13 protein-coding genes are annotated in these 15,496 nt (G+C 71.1%); 10 read left to right on the top strand and 3 right to left on the bottom strand.

Features of this window, described 5'->3' with window-relative positions; translation table 11 throughout:
- Positions 1-21 precede the first annotated feature (21 nt).
- The 5 genes from ACLJWH_RS34700 to ACLJWH_RS34680 all read left to right on the top strand — a co-directional run bounded on the left by ACLJWH_RS34700 (position 22) and on the right by ACLJWH_RS34680 (position 5,120).
- Positions 22-990, top strand: a complete 969-nt coding sequence (locus ACLJWH_RS34700) for an ABC transporter substrate-binding protein (RefSeq protein ID WP_411145775.1) — start codon at positions 22-24, stop codon at positions 988-990.
- Positions 991-1,054: 64 nt separating this feature from the next.
- Positions 1,055-2,782 (top strand): hypothetical protein, encoded by a 1,728-nt coding sequence (locus ACLJWH_RS34695; protein ID WP_411145774.1) that lies wholly within the window; start codon positions 1,055-1,057, stop codon positions 2,780-2,782.
- Between the two features lie 245 nt (positions 2,783-3,027).
- Positions 3,028-3,543, top strand: a complete 516-nt coding sequence (locus ACLJWH_RS34690; RefSeq protein WP_411145773.1) for a hypothetical protein — start codon at positions 3,028-3,030, stop codon at positions 3,541-3,543.
- A 444-nt stretch (positions 3,544-3,987) separates the two neighbouring features.
- Entirely contained in the window at positions 3,988-4,197 is a 210-nt protein-coding gene (locus ACLJWH_RS34685) for a hypothetical protein (RefSeq protein ID WP_411145772.1), read from the top strand.
- Positions 4,194-5,120, top strand: coding sequence for a D-alanyl-D-alanine carboxypeptidase family protein (locus ACLJWH_RS34680; RefSeq protein WP_411145771.1), 927 nt, complete (start codon positions 4,194-4,196; stop codon positions 5,118-5,120). Before ACLJWH_RS34685 ends, ACLJWH_RS34680 begins: the two co-directional genes overlap by 4 nt.
- A 304-nt stretch (positions 5,121-5,424) precedes the next feature.
- Here ACLJWH_RS34680 and ACLJWH_RS34675 read toward each other — a convergent pair whose 3' ends face one another.
- Together ACLJWH_RS34675 and ACLJWH_RS34670 are read right to left on the bottom strand one after the other, a co-directional pair.
- Positions 5,425-7,443, bottom strand: coding sequence for an alkyl/aryl-sulfatase (locus ACLJWH_RS34675; RefSeq protein ID WP_411145770.1), 2,019 nt, complete (start codon positions 7,441-7,443; stop codon positions 5,425-5,427).
- 140 nt (positions 7,444-7,583) lie between these two features.
- Positions 7,584-8,726 carry an NADH-quinone oxidoreductase subunit D gene (locus ACLJWH_RS34670; RefSeq protein ID WP_411145769.1) on the bottom strand — a complete coding sequence of 381 codons (1,143 nt, stop codon included), beginning with the start codon at positions 8,724-8,726 and terminating at the stop codon, positions 7,584-7,586.
- Between the two features lie 69 nt (positions 8,727-8,795).
- Here ACLJWH_RS34670 and ACLJWH_RS34665 point away from each other — a divergent pair, with 69 nt between their 5' ends.
- Together ACLJWH_RS34665 and ACLJWH_RS34660 are read left to right on the top strand one after the other, a co-directional pair.
- Positions 8,796-9,386, top strand: coding sequence for a PH domain-containing protein (locus ACLJWH_RS34665; RefSeq protein ID WP_411145768.1), 591 nt, complete (start codon positions 8,796-8,798; stop codon positions 9,384-9,386).
- 137 nt (positions 9,387-9,523) lie between these two features.
- On the top strand, positions 9,524-10,852 hold the full coding sequence (locus ACLJWH_RS34660; protein WP_411145767.1) for a PH domain-containing protein: 1,329 nt from the start codon (positions 9,524-9,526) through the stop codon (positions 10,850-10,852).
- A gap of 64 nt (positions 10,853-10,916) precedes the next feature.
- On the opposite strand, the gene ACLJWH_RS34655 is transcribed toward ACLJWH_RS34660, so the two are convergent.
- On the bottom strand, positions 10,917-11,933 hold the full coding sequence (locus ACLJWH_RS34655) for an SAM-dependent methyltransferase (protein WP_411145766.1): 1,017 nt from the start codon (positions 11,931-11,933) through the stop codon (positions 10,917-10,919).
- Between the two features lie 344 nt (positions 11,934-12,277).
- Here ACLJWH_RS34655 and ACLJWH_RS34650 point away from each other — a divergent pair, with 344 nt between their 5' ends.
- The 3 genes from ACLJWH_RS34650 to ACLJWH_RS34640 all read left to right on the top strand — a co-directional run bounded on the left by ACLJWH_RS34650 (position 12,278) and on the right by ACLJWH_RS34640 (position 15,319).
- Positions 12,278-13,480 carry a sensor histidine kinase gene (locus ACLJWH_RS34650; protein ID WP_411145765.1) on the top strand — a complete coding sequence of 401 codons (1,203 nt, stop codon included), beginning with the start codon at positions 12,278-12,280 and terminating at the stop codon, positions 13,478-13,480.
- A 240-nt stretch (positions 13,481-13,720) separates the two neighbouring features.
- The gene (locus ACLJWH_RS34645) at positions 13,721-14,407 is read left to right on the top strand and encodes a response regulator (protein WP_411145764.1); all 687 of its coding nucleotides are present in this window, start codon (positions 13,721-13,723) and stop codon (positions 14,405-14,407) included.
- A gap of 192 nt (positions 14,408-14,599) precedes the next feature.
- Positions 14,600-15,319 (top strand): glycoside hydrolase family 75 protein, encoded by a 720-nt coding sequence (locus ACLJWH_RS34640; RefSeq protein ID WP_411145763.1) that lies wholly within the window; start codon positions 14,600-14,602, stop codon positions 15,317-15,319.
- Positions 15,320-15,496: the final 177 nt, after the last annotated feature.

The following is a 15,496-nucleotide window of genomic DNA, read 5'->3' as shown; positions in this document are numbered from 1 at the left end:
ACGAACTGAATGGTGAATTCCATGAGCAGCAAGTCGCGCGTGGCGCGCACCGCGCTTGTCGCGGGCACAGTGATCGCGCTGGCGGCCGGGCTGGCCGCGTGCGGTGGCGAGAGCCTGGAGGACAAAGGCGGCAGCAAGAGCAAGGGTGGTGGGAAGGGCGAGATCGTCGTCGGCTCGGCCGGTTTCACCGAGTCGAAGGTGCTCGCCGAGATGTATTCCAAGATCCTTAACGAAGCGGGTTACCGAACGAGCGTCCAGACGCTGGCCAATCGGGAGCTGTATGAACCGGCTCTGGAGAAGGGCCAGATCGATGTCGTGCCGGAATACGCCTCGACTCTCGCGGAATTCCTCAACGCGAAGCAGAACGGCCCCAAGGCGAAGCCCGTCGCCTCCAGTGACATAGACAACACCGTGACGGCGCTCAAGAAGCTCGCCGAGCCGCGCGGTCTCAAGGTGCTGCCGGTGGGCGAGGCCACGGACCAGAACGCCTTCGCGGTCACCAAGGAATTCGCTGACCAGCACAAGCTGAAGACGCTCTCCGACCTGGGCGCGTCGAAGCAGAAGATCAAACTCGCGTCGGGCGAGGAGTGCGAGACGCGGCCCTTCTGCAAGCCGGGCCTGGAGAAGACGTACGGCATGGACATCGCGGGCCTCGACCCCAAGGGCGTCGGCACCCCGCAGTCCAAGCAGGCGGTCAAGGACGGCACGGATCAACTGGTGCTCACCACGACCACGGACGCCACGCTCGACAACTTCGGTCTGGTGCTCCTCCAGGACGACAAGAAGCTCCAGAACGCCGACAATGTGCTGCCGGTGGTGAATGCGAAGAGGGCCGGTGACAAGGAGATCGAGACGGCTCTCGGCAAGCTCACGGCGGTGCTGACGACCAAGGACTTGATCGACTTGAACCGCAAGGTCGATGCCGAGCGACTCAAGCCGGCAGATGTCGCGCAGGCATATCTGAAGTCCAAAGATCTGATCAAGAAGTAACCACAGGGAAACGGATCGGTGTGCGGGGCCCCATCGGTCCCGCACGCACGGTAAGTTTCTGGCCATGCCACGAGGACGCCACCGCCATTCACCAACCCTCCACCGGCTGCTTCCTCCCTCGACGGTCGCCGGTGCGTCGATCGCATGCGCCACGGGAGCGTGGTTCGTCGGCGACGACCTCACACAGCGCGTGCTCGCCGCGGGCGCGGCGGCCGCCGCGGTCGGCGGCGCGGTCCTGCTGCGGACCTGGGACCGTAAGGCCGGCAAGCAGGTCGCCGAGCTCAGTCGCGCCCGGACGCGCGAGGAGTGGCGGACCGAGGAGCGGGTGGCCGAGCTCGAATCGGATGTCGAGGAGGCCCGCGAGATCCGCGCCGCGCTGGATACCAAACTCCGGGCCAAGCGTGCCGAGTTGGCCCGGTTGCGCAGCGAGCACGCCGAACTGCTGCGCCGCTACGCCACCGCGGAGACCGAGCGGGCCAGCGCGCTGGAAGGCCGGCGTCTCCTGGAGATCGAGGCGGCGGCCCCGGGTACCTCCTCGGCCCCGGCGTTGCCGCCCGCCGACGCTGACGGTCCGGCGGACGACGGCTCGGAACAGGGCGGTCCGGAGCGGGACGGCCGGGGCAGCCTGGTGTCGGACGGCCGGCTCGGCACCGCCGCGTTCGCGCAGGCCGACGAGGCGCTGCGGCGGCTGGTCGGCAGCGCCGCCCGCCAGCGCGACCGGGCCCAGGAGGCCCTGCGGACGCCGGACGGTGCGAAGACCCGGGGCGGCGCGGCCGGTCCGGGTGGCGGGGCCCCTCGCGATGACACGGCCTCTCGCGACGGTGCGGCGCGGCAGGACGGTGCGCCTGGCCGAGCCGGCCTGGTCCATCCCGATGGTCCGACGCGTCGTGCCGATGGCGCGGTCCGTCGCGAGGGTGGCGCCCGGTCCGACGGCGCGGCCCGTCGTGAGGGTGGACGGTTCGACGGTGCGGGCCGGTCCGATGACGCGGGTCGGTTCGACGGCGCGGGGCAGATCGACAGTGCGGCCGGTTCCGGTGGTGCGGCCGGTGCCGAGAGCGAGGACCGTCAGGACGTACCTGGCGGTCGGAGCAGCCGTGGTGGCCGTAGCGAGCCGGGCGGCCGTACCGGGCAGGACGACCGGCGTGAGCAGGACGACCGGAGCGGCCGGGGCAGTTCGGGCGCTGCGGACCGTACGGATGCTGTGGATGGTGCGGGAGGCCAGGAGAAGTCCGGGGCGGTCGCCGCGCGGCTGGCGAACGGTGCGCGGCACGCCCGTACGAACACGTCTGCCGTGCCCGCGCTCCGCCGGATTCCGGCCGCCGCCGCCGTCATCCCGGCGCCCGCCGTGCCCCGCCCCGTCACCTCCCGTGCGCTCGGCGGCTTCGACTTCTTCGGCAACGCGGCCGCCGAACGGCGTCAGCTCACCGCGCCGCTGGAGGACGACCTGGCCGATGTCGTCGGCGACGAAGCACTCGCCGAGCAGTCGGCCCGCGCGCAGGCTCGTACGCCGGCCCCGCCGGCCCTTACCGAGGCTCGTACGCACGCGGCGAGTGCGCAGGCGAGTGTGGACGCCCAGGGGGACGGACGCGAGCCGGACGCCGTCGTGGCGGACGAGGACAAGGACGAGGACAAGGACGTGGCCGCCGGCGACGAGGCGGCAGCAGCCGCGGCGCCAGGTGGCAAGGCACCCGGCGGCAGGCCGGCCGATGGTGTCGGTGAGGTCATCGACCTGACCGCGCATGACGAGACCGAACAGTTCGACGTCGCCGTACTGCGCAGCGCCATCTCCTGAGCCCTCGGCTCTCCACCACCTCGGCTCTCCACCACCCCAGCTCTCCGCCGCCTCCGTCCGCCGGTTCTCTCTCCTCAGGTCTCCGGGTCTGTCTTCCGGCCCCCGCCGGGTACTCCTGTGGAGGGTGGGGGCCGGATGCGGTGGGACCAAAGGCATACGGGCAAGAACCTCCCCCGGTAGCACGGTCGGCCGCCGATCCGCCGCAAGGATTGAGGCACCCGCCGTCGCTTCCGGAAGGAACCCCCGTGCCGAATTCCCTGCGCACTTTCTCCCGAGCCCGAGCCCGCGTACTCGCCCGCCCCGCCGCCCGTCCGCTGGCAGTGGCCGCCGTGACGCTGGCCGCCGGTGCCGTCCTGACCGGCTGCTCCGGTTCCGATTCGTGGAACCCTTTCGACCATCACGAGCAGCGGTCGGAGTACGCCACCGGTGCCGAGGCGAAGAAGGCCCGCACCTCCATGCCGCGCTGGCTGTCGGACGACGCCACGGACATCAAGTACGTCTTCTCGACGACGGGTGACGACCGGCTGATCGCGGCCAAGTTCAAGGACGCCGGGCTGCCCGCCGAATGCGTCACCGGCAAGGGGGCGGCGAAGGCGCAGGGTAAGCCGAAGCTGGCGGCCGACTGGTTCCCCAAGGACCTCGCGGCGAAGGTCGATACGCAGTGCGGCACCTGGTCGGGCGCCACGGTCGACGGCACCTTCTACGCCTGGCAGGACCACGACGCCGTCCAGAAGTCGCCCCGTACCGAGCAGCCCCGGTAGTCCGAGCAGCCCCAGGAGCCCGAGCAGCCCTATCGGTCCCAGCCGTCCTGCCGGACCCCATAACCCCGGCAGTCCTGGCAGCCCCAGCAGTCCTGGCAACCCCAGCGGTCTTGGCGGTCCCAGCGGTCTCGGCAACCCGAGCAACCCGAGAAGTGACGGCAGGGGAGCGCCGCCCCCACGCCCCCTGTTCGCGGAACGGTGCCGCACGGGTGCGGACGAGCTCGTCCAGGCGGGACCTTCGCCGGGGGCGCCCCCTGGATCCCCCTCCTGGATCGCCCCGGAGTTCCTCCGGAGACCCCCGAAGGCCGTACCCGCCCCCGATCACCCACAGCCAACCCCGGGCAGAAACCGCACCATCCTGAACTCAACCCGACGGCAACCCGGAAGCAATCTGACGCGGTCCGAAACGCCATTGATCTTGCGTTTCCTGTCCGGGTGCCTTGAGTGGCAGTATTCGCTCGCTTCACCACATTGCGCGAGGAAATACCCGGCATTCTCCGGCAATCCTCATCAATCTCAAGCGATGCCAAGCAAACCCAAGTGATCTCAGGCGATGTCGATCAATCCAGTGGCATGCCATGGCATGTCGTGCTGTGTCGTGTTGTGTACCGGCACGACAAGCCACGTGACATCGACGGAATGGAGCGTCAATGAAGCTTTGTGGGGGTAACACGGTCCGGCGTTGGGGAGTTGCGCTGACCGCGTCCACGGCGGCGATCGCCGTTGCCCTGCCCGCGTCCACGGCCGAGGCCGCGAGCGGGCCCTCGGGAGTCAAAGCGCTGGGTGCCTACCTGCTGGACAGCGGGGCGAACCGCCAGCTGTGGGGCAAAGCCGCCGACACCAAGCGGGAGATGGCCAGCACCACCAAGGTCATGACGGCGGTCGTGGTCCTGGACACCCGCGGTGTCGACCTGAACAAGCGGGTCACCGTCAAGAAGTCCTACCGCGACTACGTCGCCCGTAACGGCGCCAGCACCGCGGACCTGCGCGCCGGCGACCAGTTGACGGTCCGCCAGCTGCTGTACGCGCTGATGCTGCCGTCCGGCTGCGACGCCGCGTACGCGCTCGCCGACACCTTCGGCAGCGGCAACACGGAGGCCAAGCGCACCAAGTCGTTCATCGACAAGATGAACGCCCGCGCCAAGGCGCTCGGGCTGCGCAACACCAAGTACGACTCGTTCGACGGCATCTCCACGCACGGCGGCAACTACACGACGCCCCGCGACCTGGCCCAACTCGCCCGCCACGCGCTGGGCAACGGCTCGTTCGCCACCGTCGTGAAGGCGACCAGCACCAAGCAGAAGGCCGCCAACGTCAACCGGACGTACACCTGGTACAACACCAACAAGCTGCTGGGCTCCTATCAGGGCGCCATCGGCGTCAAGACCGGTACCGGCACCAAGGCCGGTGCCTGCCTGGTGTTCGCGGCCAAGCGGGGCAACCGGACCGTCGTCGGCACCATCCTCAACGACAACACCAACCGTTACCCGGACGCGACGAAGATGCTCGACTACGCGTTCCACACGCATACGGAGGTGAAGCTCCGCAAGCTTCCCGAGGGCGTGCAGAACGACTGAGCTGTCTGCGTGCCTGCCTGCCGGCCGGCAGGCACGCAGACAGACTGACCGGCCTGTGACCGCTGTACCGGCTTCTCCGTTCCGGGAGAACTCCCGGCTCCGGGCTCTGGGTTCCGGGTTCTCGGATGCCGGATATCGGATACCGGCCGTCCCCACCTTGTCCACAGGCTGTGGATGAAGCGGGCCCCGGCGCCAAGGTACATATCTGGCACCGGGGCCCGACGCGCGTCACCGCGCCACGTCACCGCGCCACGACAACGAGGGCCACCGCGTCACGGCAGCACGGCGTCATGGCGGCACCGCCTCACGGCGTCACGATGGCGAAGTTGGTGTCGGGCTTGGTGAGATAGCCGAACACCGTTGAGGGGGCGGTCGGGTCGTCGCCGGTGACGGAGACCGCACCCTCCGCGACCGCCGCCTCGAACGCCTCCTTGAAGCCGCCCTTGGCCACCGCCGCCGCGATCAGCACCTTGTCCAGCGCATCCCGGGTCAGCGTGATCGTCGCCTGCGGTTTGGCGACCAGCAGGTCCTTGCCCGGTACGTGGATCAGGGCGCCGTTGCGCAGCGTGGTCGTCACGCCCTGCTGCTGCGGCGAGGTCACATGCCACTGCAAGGAGATCGGCGCGGACTGCTCCGCGCCTGCCCGCGGACCGTCGACGGTCTGCGCCAGCGTGTCGAAGACCTGGGACAGGCTGAGGCTCTGGACGAGGTCGAGACCGGGCTGGGTCGGGGTGCCGCCGGGCCCCTCGACGACCTCCTTGGCGCCGGTGAGGAAGAAGTTCCGCCAGGTGCCGTTCTCGGAGCCGTAGCCGAGCTGCGTCAGCGCCTGCGACTGGAGGTCCTTGGCCCGGCCGGCGTACTCGTCGGTGACGCCGGGGGCGAAGACGGCGTGATTGGTCAGTTCCACCACCCAGCGGTAGTCGCCGTTGTCGTACGCCTCCTGCGCCTTGGCCAGCAGGGAATCCACGCCGCCGATGGCGTCGAGGTAGCGGCGGCCGGCCTCGGCGGGCGGGTAGTTCCACAGGTGCGCCGGGTTGCCGTCGAACCAGCCGATGTAGCGCTGGTAGACCGCCTTGACGTCGTGGCTGACCGAGCCGTAGTAGCCGCGGTTGTACCACTGCGTCTTGAGGGAGGCGGGGAGTTCGAAATCCTCGGCGGCCTCGATGCCGGTCGAACCGGTGTTGATCAGGCGCAGCGTCTGGTCGTTGAGGTACGCGTACAGATCCCGCTGGCTGCTGAGGAACTCGATGATCTGGTCGTTGCCGAAGGTGGGCCAGTGGTGGGAGGCGAACTCCACCTCGGTGTGCTCGGCGAAGGTCTGGAGAGCCTCGGTGAGATAGGTGGACCAGGCGTGCGGGTCGCGGACCTGGGCACCGCGCAGGGTGAGGAGGTTGTGCAGGGTGTGCGTGGCGTTCTCCGCCATGCACAGGGCCTGCTTCTCCGGCAGATAGATGTTCATCTCCGCCGGGGCCTCGGTGCCGGGCGTGAGCTGGAAGATCAGCCGTACGCCGTCCACGACCAGCCGGGTGAGGCCGGGGCGCCAGGGGATCCGGTCCGCGGCCTGCCACTGGTCGCGGGGCGTGGCGGTGGCGGTGGTGATGCTCTGGTTCGGCGGGATGAGGGTCACCTCGCCGGTGGAGACCGTCAGGCCGAGACCCGAACCGACCTGCCCGGTGGGGCCCTTGTCCAGCGCGGCGGCGTACATGTACGCGGAGCGGCGGGCCATCGCGGGCCCGGCGTAGATGTTCTCGCTGACGGCGTGTTCGAGGAAGCCGTCGGGGGCGATGAAGGGAATGTCCGGGACGGCGTCGCCCTGCTCCCCGAACAGGCCGCGCACGCCGCCGAAGTGGTCGACGTGGCAGTGCGTGTAGATGACGCCGGTGACCGGGCTCTGGTCCTCGGTCGTGTCCCGGTAGAGCTTGAGCGCGGCGTACGCCGTCTCCCGGCTGGCGAGCGGGTCGATGATGACGAGACCGGCCAGGCCCTTGATGATCGTCATGTTGGAGAGGTCGTAGCCGCGGACCTGGTGGATGCCGTCGGTCACGTGGAACAGCCCGGCGACGGAGGTGAGCCGGCCCTGCCGCCAGAGGCTCGGGTTGACCGTGGCGGGCACCTCCTCGGCATCGGCGAGGAACTCGTAGTCGGCGAAACTCCACACCACGCGCTCCGGGTTGTCGCGCGCGACGATGTAGGGCTGGTCCGGTACGGCCAGCAGTCCGCGATGCGCGTCGCGGTAATCGGTGCTGTCGTCGAACGGCAGCGTGTCCTTCGCCGCGCGGTTCGTCTCGGTGATGAACGAGGACGGTTCGATGGGCTCGGTCACGCAATCTCCTCTCCTGGGCACCGGGCACGGCGGTGCCGTGTCCAAGTGCGGTGGGTGAGGGCGAAGTTACGTAGCGGAACGAGAGAGGGGCAAGGTACTGATTCAAGCCAGTGGGGCCAGCGCAATGCGCGCTCCGCGCGCTACTTGTCGATGTCGCCGACGACGAAGAACAGTGAGCCGAGGATGGCCACCATGTCGGAGACCAGGGTGCCCGGCAGCAGCTCCGTCAGCGCCTGGATGTTGTTGTACGACGCGGAGCGGAGTTTGAGGCGGTAGGGGGTCTTCTCGCCCTTGGAGACGAGGTAGTAGCCGTTGATGCCGAGGGGGTTCTCGGTCCAGGCGTAGGTCGTGCCCTCCGGGGCCTTGAGGACCTTGGGGAGGCGCTGGTTGACCGGGCCGGGCGGCAGCTGCGCGAGCCGGTCCAGACAGGCGTCGGCGAGATCGAGGGAGTTGTGGCTCTGGTCGAGCAGGCACTCGAAGCGGGCCAGGCAGTCGCCCTCCTCGCGGGTGACGACCCGGAGAGTGTCCTGAAGTTCGCCGTACGCCAGATACGGCTCGTCGCGGCGCAGATCGAAGTCGACACCGGAGGCGCGGGCGATCGGCCCGGAGACGCCGTACGCGTGCACCGCCTCGCGCGCGAGCACACCGACGCCGCGGGTCCGGCCGCGGAAGATCTCGTTGCCGAGGACCAGGTTGTCGAAGACGTCCATCCGGGAGCGGACCGCGGCGACGGCGTCCCGGGTCCGGCCGAGCCAGCCGGCCGGGAGGTCCTCCTTGAGGCCGCCGACACGGTTGAACATGTAGTGCATCCGGCCGCCGGAGATCTCCTCCATGACGTTCTGGAGCTCTTCGCGCTCGCGGAAGGCGTGGAAGACGGGCGTGATGCCGCCGAGCTCCAGGGGGTACGAGCCGAGGAACATCAGGTGGTTGAGGACGCGGTTCAGCTCGGCGAGGAGCGTACGGGACCAGACGGCCCGCTCGGGGACCTCCATGCCCAGCATCCGTTCGACACCGAGCACCACCCCGAGCTCGTTGGAGAACGCCGACAGCCAGTCGTGGCGGTTGGCGAGCATGATGATCTGGCGGTAGTCGCGCGCCTCGAAGAGCTTCTCGGCGCCGCGGTGCATATAGCCGACCACCGGCTCGGCGTGCTGGATGCGTTCGCCGTCCAGGACCAGACGCAGCCGCAGCACGCCGTGCGTGGAGGGATGCTGCGGGCCGATGTTGAGCACCATGTCGGTGCTCTCCGCCGCGCCGCCGATGCCGACCGTCGTCTCCGTCATGGGAACAGTCTCGCAGTTCACCGGCTGTGCCTAGGGTGTGGGAGGCAAGCCGGGAGGAATGGCGTGGGGATGGGTGCAGGGGTGGATACGGGGAGAGAGAAGGACGGGCCGGCCGGGGCGGTGGGACCGGTGGCGGGCTCCGGCCCGTCGGGTTCGGCACCGGGCGCAGCACCGGTCCTGGGAGGGGGCTCGGTGGCGGTCGAGGAGTGGCGTGGGGTGCCGCGAGAGCTGTTGCGGATGCGGCGGCTGGTCCTGGCGTTGACGCTGGTGCCGATCGCGGTGGCCGGCGGGGCGCTGGCGGGATGGCTGGCGGGCCCGCCGTTCGCGGCGGCCGCACTGCTGCCGCTGCTGCTCCTGCTGTGGATCCGGCACCTCCTGGCGCGCAACTGGCGGTCCTGGAAGTACGCCGAGCGGGACGACGACCTGCTGATCAGCCGGGGCGTGCTGTGGCGCCGGCTGACGGTCGTGCCGTACGGGCGGATGCAACTGGTGGAGGTCACCTCGGGGCCGCTGGAGCGGCGCTACGGACTGGCCGGTGTCCAGCTGCACACCGCGGCGGCGACCAGCGACGCGCGCATCCCGGGGCTCGCCCCCGAGGAAGCCGCGCGGCTGCGGGACCGGCTGACCGAACTCGGCGAGGCACGATCGGCGGGGCTGTGACGGGGAGAACCGGCGCTCCGAAGGCAGAACGGGCGGGCCTGAGAGAACGCGGCGAACGCGGCGAGCGGGGGGAACCGGGAGAGATAGGGGCAGCGGGGGCAGTGGGGGCGACAGGGGCTACGCGGGTGACGGGGGCCATGGACGAGCCGGCCGCCGGGGCACCCGTCCGGCCCGCCGTGCGCGAGCGGCGGCTGCATCCCGTCACGCCGCTGCTCCGGGCCTGGGCACCACTCGCCGGGGTGGCGTTTCTCGTGAAAGAGGACTGGGCCCGTAACTGGGCGCTCGGCCTGGACCCCGGCTGGCTGGCGGCCGGCATCGTGCTGCTGATACTCGCCGCCGGCACATACGGCTACCTGTCCTGGCGCCGCACGTACTACGCCCTCACCGACACCGAACTGCGCATCCGCAGCGGCCTGCTCTTCCGCCGCTCCGTACACATCCGCCTCGACCGCCTCCAGGCCGTCGAGATCGCCGAACCGCTGCTCGCCCGGCTGGCGGGCGTCGCCAAACTCACCCTCGACGTCCTGGGCACCGAGAAAAAGGACGAGCTCGCCTTCCTCGGCAAGCGGCGCGCGCGCGAGCTGCGTGCCGAACTCCTCGCGCGCGCCGCCGGGTTCGCGCCCGAGGACGCGGCGGACCTCGGCGAGGCCCCGACGCGCGAACTGGCGCGGGTGCACCCGAAAACCCTCGCCGCGGCGGTGGCGCTGAACGGCGCCGCCCTCTGTCTGCTGCTGGGCGGGCTGGTGTCCACCGCCCTCGCCTGGCAGTTCCTGGACAGCCTGTGGACGGGCCTGGTGATGGCCGTCTCCGCGTCCGGGGCGCTCTGGGCGGTGACCGGCGGGCGCTATCTGAGCGAGTACGACTGGACGGTCGGCGCGTCCCCCGACGGGCTCCGGCTGGATCACGGGCTGCTCGACCGGCAGCACGAGACGGTGCCGCCGGGCCGCATCCAGGCCGTACGGATCGTCCGGCCGCTGCTGTGGCGGCGGAAGGGCTGGGTGCGGATCGAGATGGATGTCGCGGGGACGCACAACGGCGTGCTGCTGCCGGTCGCGGACCTGGCCACCGCGCAGCGGGTGATCGCGCAGGTCCTGCCGCGGACCGACATCGAGGCCGTCCGGGCGGCGCTGCGCCCGGCCCCGCGGCGGGCCTGGCTCTGCCTGCCGGTGCGGTGGCGCGGCCTCGGCCACACGGCCGACGACACGGTTTTCGCCGCCGCCAAGGGCCTGTTCACCCGCACGCTCTCGCTGGTGCCGCACGCCAAGGTGCAGAGCGTACAGCTGCGCCAGGGGCCCTGGCAGCGGTGGCTGGGGCTCGCCGACGTCGCGGTCGACACGGGCGCGAACACGGTGGTGACCGCCCGCCTGCGCCCGGCGGACCAGGCCCGCGCCCTCGTCACCGACCAGGCCGAACGCTCCCGCACGGGACGCCGGGAGGCGGCCCCGGAACAGTGGATGCGGGCGTGACGAGCACAGCGGGCGTGACAAGTACGGGGGACAGGTGCGGGTGTGCCCTCCCGCACGCCCTCCGCTACGCCGTGAGCAGCCCCGTACACGCCTCGCCCACCGGTTCCAGGAGCCAGCCGAAGCCGCCCAGGCCCGCCGGATCGGTCAGCTCCGCCGCCGCGCCGGCCGCGCCGAGGGCCCGTACGTAGCCGATCGGGTCGGTGGTGGCGAGGGCGAGCGGCGGGCGGCGGCCGTCGACGCCGAGGGCGTGCAGCGCCTGGCGCTGGGTCAGCCGCTCGGCCGCCGGACCCGCGCACGCGTCCAGCGCGACATGCGCCGTGAGATCGCAGCCGCCGTCCGGTACGGGGCGCACCTCGCGGCCGTCGCGGAACCCGGTGAGCGTCCCGAACGGCGGCCGGTCCGCGTGGTCGTGCGCGTAGTCGGCGGTGACGGCCAGCCCGGCGCGCAACGTACGGACGGCCCGCGCCCAGGCCGCGTCCCGTGGCCGGCCGACCTCGGCGCGCAGCCCGGGGGAGGGGCGGGGACCGGCGCCCGGGGCCAGCGTCGGCCACCAGCGGGCCAGCCACGCCGCATCCGCGCCGCCCACCGGGGCGCCCAGCCGTTCCGTGCCGTCGGCACGGACGAGGACCCGGCGCGGCACACCGTCCCCGTCCGCCTCGACGACATCGACCGGCACGTTGTCCAGCCACTCGTTCGCGAACAGCAGACCGGTGAGCGAGCCGGGAGCGGGCAGCTCGGCCCGCCACGCGATCAGCGGGTCGAGGCCCGCGGGGCGCGCCGCGCGCTCGACGGCGTACAGGCGCAGCCGGGCGCGGGCCGCGGGGGGCAGCGCGCCGAGCACACCGGTCAGCAGCTCACCGCGGCCCGCGCCCACATCGATCAGCGCCAGCTCGGCAGGGTGGCCCAGAGCGGTGTCGACGCGGCGCAGGAGGGTGGCGACGGCAGTGGCGTAGTGGGCAGAGACATGTACGGAGGTGCGGAAGTGACCGGCGGGGCCGGGCCCCCCGGGCCGGGTGTAGAAACCGTCCGGTCCGTAGAGAGCATCCTCCGCCGCGTCCCGCCAGCCGCGCCACTCGTTCATCACCCGCCCCACGGTACGGGCGGCGGCCGGGTGTCCGTAGCTCGGCCGGGCCCATGGGTGCGCGGAGACACGGGCCGGTGGGCGCACCGGCCGGCGGGCCGACGGATTTCCAGATCCACGTCCGGACCCGCGCGGGGCAGCCATACGCCCGTACCCGCACGGGCCGGGCGCCCGGCCCGGCACCGCGTACCCCGACCGCCCGGACCTGCGACGGATCCACGCAGGTCACCCCAGGGGCCGACGCAATGGCGCATACGGTCTCCACCTTGGGGAGTACGCCCGCCGCACAGGATCGCTCCTCCGGTTGACCCGCGCACCTACCCGCTTTGCCTACGCTGGGTTACGTGCAGCGCCTCTACGACTTCTTCCGCAGACATCCGACGGGAGTGGACACCTTCTGGGCCGTCCTCCTGTTCGGATTCAGTGGTCTGTGGATCGTGTCCGGTCTCCACGGCGCCGCGCATCAGCTCATCGGCACGGTCGTCGGCATCGGCCTCTCCACCGTCGTCGCGCTGCGCCGCAAATGGCCCGAGTGGATGCTGCTGCTGACCATCGTCCTCGGCATCGGCCAGCTGGTCTTCGACCTCCAGGCCAACCTGGGCAATTTCGCGATCCTCGTGATCACCTACACGGTCGCGTCCGGCACCACCCGATGGGCCTCACGCCTGGCCCTCGCCGGCGCGCTCATCGCCCCGGCCCTCGCCGTCTGGCGCTTCCAGATAGCCCGCACCGATCAGCCGGTCTGGGGGCTCGTGTTCTTCACGGTCCTGTTCACCGTGCCGTTCGTACTGGCCTGGGTCCTCGGCGACTCCGTCCGCACCCGCCGCGCCTACTGGGCACAGCTGGAGGAGAAGGCCGCCCGGCTGGAGAAGGAGCGCGAGACCCAGTCCCGGATCGCGGTGGCGGCCGAACGCGCCCGGATCGCCCGCGAACTGCACGACGTCGTGGCGCACAACGTCTCGGTGATGGTCGTCCAGGCGGACGGCGCCGCGTACGTCCTCGACGCCGCGCCCGACCAGGCCCGCCAGGCACTGGAGGCGATCTCTGGCACGGGGCGCCAGGCACTGGCCGAGATGCGCCGGCTGCTGGGCGTGCTGCGCACCGGCGAGAAACCGGAGGGCGGCGAATACGTCCCGCAGCCGGGCGTCGAACAGCTCGCCGACCTCATCGACCAGGTGCGGGGCGCCGGACTGCCGGTCGACTTCCGGGTGGTGGGCGAGCCGCGGTCACTGCCCAGCAGCGTTGAACTGACCGCGTACCGCATCGTGCAGGAAGCGCTGACCAATACCCGTAAGCACGGCGGTCCGGACGTCGGCGCCACGGTCCGCCTCTGCTACAAGGACGCCGACCTGGATCTCCTCGTCGAGGACGACGGACGGGGCGCGCAGCACGAGCTGTACCAGGACGGCGGGGCGGACGGCCTCGGCCACGGCCTGATCGGGATGCGTGAACGGGTCGGGATGGTCGGCGGCAGCCTGGACGCGGGGCCGCGGCCGGGCGGCGGCTTCCGGATCAGCGCCGTACTCCCGCTCAAACCCGGGCGGTGAGGCCGGCCGCCCCGCCGCGCGTGCCGCGTGTACGCCGCTCGGCTCCCTACCGCTCGGCCCGCCCCAGCTGTCCCGCCTGACCCGGTTTTCCCTCCGTACGCTGTTGCCCCGCTCCTGCGCCCCCGCCCGAGTCACTTCCCCTTGCCCCAGCCCCTTGCCCCAGCCCCGCCCGAACCGCTCCTGAGGCCGCCGGTGAGTCCCGCTCCCGAGCCTCGCCCCCCGAAGGGATCCCCCGCTGCCATGACCATCCGCGTGATGCTCGTCGACGATCAGGCGCTCTTGCGCACCGGCTTCCGGATGGTGCTGGCCGCGCAGCCCGATATGGAGGTCGTCGCGGAGGCGGGCGACGGGGTGCAGGCGCTGGAGGTGCTGCGCGGTACGCAGGTCGACGTGATCCTCATGGACGTCCGGATGCCGCATCTGGACGGTGTGGAGACCACCCGGCGGATCTGCGAGGGCGGTCAGAAGGAGGGGGCGCCGAAGGTGCTGATCCTGACCACCTTCGACCTGGACGAGTACGCCTTCTCCGCGCTCAAGGCCGGGGCCAGCGGCTTCATGCTCAAGGACGTGCCGCCCGCCGAACTGCTCGGCGCGATCCGCGCGGTGCGGAGCGGTGACGCGGTCGTGGCGCCGTCCACCACCCGTCGGCTGCTCGACCGTTTCACGCCGATGCTGCCCGCGGCCTCCGCCGAGTCGGAGCGCCCCGAGCTGGCGCGGCTGACGGACCGCGAGCGGGAGGTGCTGCTGCTGGTCGCGCAGGGCCTGTCGAACGGCGAGATCGCGGCGCGGCTGGTGCTGTCCGAGGCCACCGTGAAAACCCATGTGGGCCGCATCCTCACCAAGCTGGGCCTGCGGGACCGGGTCCAGGCCGTGGTCCTCGCGTACGAGACCGGGCTGGTGCGGGCCGGGGGCACGGCGGGGGCGTAACGGGGCGCGCCGGGGCCTTGGCGCGGGCGGCTCGTCACGCCCAAGTGTGCCGCGCGTGGGGGAGTTGGGCACGTGCGGGACCGGTGAGACGGCGACAGATGAGTGCATACCAGAGGGTTGACGCGAGCATGTAAAGAGGGCCAGATTGGGCGCGCTTCGGTAAGGAAGCTTTCCTAACAGAAGGGTTCCCCTGTGCGTAGTAGAACTCTGGCCCTCGCCACCGCCTCCGGTGCCGCCCTGCTCGCCGCGGCCGCCCTCCCCGCCTCGGCCCAACAGCTCGCGCACGCCACCGCCCGGCCCGCCGCCAAGAGCGCCGGCGTCCAGGAAGGCACGGTCGGCGCCGCCGATCTCCTGGCCAAGGTCAAGGACTGCCAGCAGATATCCAACGGCAAATACCGGACGGACGAGGAGACCGCGGCCACCATCCCGGTCTGCGGCAAGAACGGCGCGGTCTTCTGGAAGGCCGATATGGACGTCGACTGCGACGGCCAGATCACCGCACAGTGCAACAAGAACACCGACCCCTGGTTCCAGGAGGGAACCGCCTTCGAGCAGTCCGACGGCAAGCCGCTGAACGCCGAGAAACTGCCCTACGTCGTCGTGCCCAGCATCAGCGGCATCTGGGACTACTCGAAGGCCGGCATCAAGGGCGGCGGCGTCGTCGCGATCATCTACAACAACAAGGTCGAGTACGCGGTCGTCGGCGACACCGGCCCCGACAAGATCATCGGCGAGGCGTCCTACGCCGCCGCCAAGGGCCTGGGCATCGACCCGGACCCGAAGACCGGCGGCGCCGATTCAGGCGTCACCTACATCCTGTTCAAGAACTCCCAGGCGTCCCCGATCGAAAGCCACTCCGACGCGGTCAGCCGCGGTGACGCCCTCGCGAAGAAGTTCCTCCAGGACAACTGAAGCCCCTCCGGGACGAGCTGAGGAAGTGGCTCCTCCGGGGCGCTGCCGGGGAGGAGCGGGGAGAGTTGGGGGGAGGGCTCGGGAAGGGGAGGGGCGGATGGGGCCGCGGCTGTGCTGGTCCCGTCCGCCCTGGAACTCGTCCGCCCCGGATCTCGACTGCCGTATGTCCCGTCCGCC

The organism is Streptomyces sp. x-80, assembly GCF_046549095.1.
Lineage (GTDB): Bacteria > Actinomycetota > Actinomycetes > Streptomycetales > Streptomycetaceae > Streptomyces > Streptomyces celluloflavus.
This window is presented reverse-complemented; position numbering and strand designations above follow the sequence as displayed.

Excerpts from the sequence above, each read along its gene's own strand:
- ACLJWH_RS34700 (WP_411145775.1), top strand. The coding sequence starts at position 22 with ATGAGCAGCAAGTCGCGCGTGGCGCGCACCGCGCTTGTCGCGGGCACA.
- ACLJWH_RS34695 (WP_411145774.1), top strand. The coding sequence starts at position 1,055 with ATGCCACGAGGACGCCACCGCCATTCACCAACCCTCCACCGGCTGCTT.
- ACLJWH_RS34680 (WP_411145771.1), top strand. The coding sequence starts at position 4,194 with ATGAAGCTTTGTGGGGGTAACACGGTCCGGCGTTGGGGAGTTGCGCTG.
- ACLJWH_RS34670 (WP_411145769.1), bottom strand. The coding sequence starts at position 8,726 with ATGACGGAGACGACGGTCGGCATCGGCGGCGCGGCGGAGAGCACCGAC.
- ACLJWH_RS34665 (WP_411145768.1), top strand. The coding sequence starts at position 8,796 with ATGGGTGCAGGGGTGGATACGGGGAGAGAGAAGGACGGGCCGGCCGGG.
- ACLJWH_RS34660 (WP_411145767.1), top strand. The coding sequence starts at position 9,524 with ATGGACGAGCCGGCCGCCGGGGCACCCGTCCGGCCCGCCGTGCGCGAG.
- ACLJWH_RS34655 (WP_411145766.1), bottom strand. The coding sequence starts at position 11,933 with ATGAACGAGTGGCGCGGCTGGCGGGACGCGGCGGAGGATGCTCTCTAC.
- ACLJWH_RS34645 (WP_411145764.1), top strand. The coding sequence starts at position 13,721 with ATGACCATCCGCGTGATGCTCGTCGACGATCAGGCGCTCTTGCGCACC.